Annotated in this window: 1 protein-coding gene and 1 pseudogene; both read left to right on the top strand. The window is 66.0% G+C overall.

The window, feature by feature from the left end; genetic code table 11:
- Positions 1-719, top strand: a pseudogene (locus tag ACFWPQ_RS51920) (alpha-1,4-glucan--maltose-1-phosphate maltosyltransferase); the annotation flags it as partial.
- On the top strand, positions 716-1,725 hold a 1,010-nt coding region (locus tag ACFWPQ_RS51915), incomplete at its 3' end, for an alpha-amylase family glycosyl hydrolase (RefSeq protein ID WP_384052191.1). The pseudogene ACFWPQ_RS51920 and the gene ACFWPQ_RS51915, both read left to right, overlap by 4 nt.

Genomic DNA, 1,725 nt, shown 5'->3' with positions numbered 1-1,725 from the left:
TCGCCCAGATCGGCTTCCAGCAGTCCTACACCTACTTCACCTGGCGCACCACCAAGCAGGAACTCACCGAGTACCTCACCGAGTTGTCCGGCGAGTCCGCCGCCTCGATGCGGCCGAACTTCTTCGCCAACACCCCGGACATCCTGCACGCCTACCTCCAGCACGGCCACCGTCCCGCCTTCGAGGCCCGGGCCGTGCTCGCCGCCACCCTCTCCCCCACCTGGGGCATCTACAGCGGCTACGAACTCTGCGAGAACACCCCCCTCAGAGAAGGCAGCGAGGAGTACCTCGACTCCGAGAAGTACCAGCTCAAGCCACGCGACTGGACGGCCGCCGACACCGACGGCATCGCCCCCCTCATCACCCGCCTCAACACAATCCGGCGCAGCAGCCCGGCCCTGCGGCAGCTGCGCGACCTCCACTTCCACCATGCCGACCAGGAAGCGGTGATCGTCTACAGCAAGCGGAGCGGATCGAACACGGTTCTGGTGGTCGTGAACCTCGACCCCCACCACACCCAGGAGGCCACGGTCTCGTTGGACATGCCGCAACTCGGCCTGAACTGGCATGAGTCGGTGCCGGTGCGCGACGAGCTCACCGGCGAAACCTACAACTGGGGCAGGGCCAACTATGTGCGCCTGGAGCCGGGTCACCGGACCGCGCACATCCTCACCGTCCTGCGACCGTCCCCGCAGATCGGAGGGTCACCCATACAATGATCGTCAACGAACCCGTCCCGGACACCTTCGAGGACACCCCCGCCAAGGACCGGGACCCGGACTGGTTCAAACGGGCCGTCTTCTACGAGGTCCTGGTCCGCTCCTTCCAGGACAGCAACGGCGACGGCATCGGCGACCTCAAGGGCCTGACCGCGAAACTCGACTATCTGCAGTGGCTCGGTGTCGACTGCCTCTGGCTGCCGCCGTTCTTCAAGTCCCCGCTGCGGGACGGCGGTTACGACGTCTCCGACTACACCGCCGTCCTCCCCGAGTTCGGCGACCTCGCCGACTTCGTGGAGTTCGTCGACGCCGCCCACCAGCGCGGCATGCGCGTCATCATCGACTTCGTCATGAACCACACCAGCGACCAGCACCCGTGGTTCCAGGAGTCGCGCAAGGACCCCGACGGGCCGTACGGCGACTACTACGTCTGGGCGGACGACGACAAGCAGTACCAGGGCGCGCGGATCATCTTCGTCGACACCGAGGTCTCCAACTGGACCTACGACCCGGTCCGCAAGCAGTACTACTGGCACCGGTTCTTCTCCCACCAGCCGGACCTCAACTACGAGAACCCGGCCGTCCAGGAGGAGATCCTCTCCGCGCTCCGCTTCTGGCTCGACCTGGGCATCGACGGCTTCCGGCTGGACGCGGTGCCGTACCTCTACCAGAGCGAGGGCACCAACTGCGAGAACCTCCCCGCGACCCACGACTTCCTGAAGCGGGTCCGCAAGGAGATCGACACGCAGTACCCGGACACCGTGCTGCTGGCCGAGGCCAACCAGTGGCCCGAGGACGTCGTCGACTACTTCGGCGACTACCGCAGCGGCGGCGACGAGTGCCACATGGCGTTCCATTTCCCGGTGATGCCGCGGATCTTCATGGCCGTGCGCCGGGAATCCCGCTACCCGGTCTCGGAAATCCTCGCCAAGACCCCCGCCATCCCCTCCGGCTGCCAGTGGGGCATCTTCCTGCGCAACCACGACGAGCTCACCCTCGAAATGGT

This window comes from Streptomyces sp. NPDC058464 (assembly GCF_042721035.1).
In the GTDB taxonomy this organism is placed as follows: Bacteria; Actinomycetota; Actinomycetes; order Streptomycetales; family Streptomycetaceae; genus Streptomyces.
The sequence above is the reverse complement of the archived record's forward strand: the minus strand, read 5'-3'. Positions and strand labels throughout refer to the sequence as shown.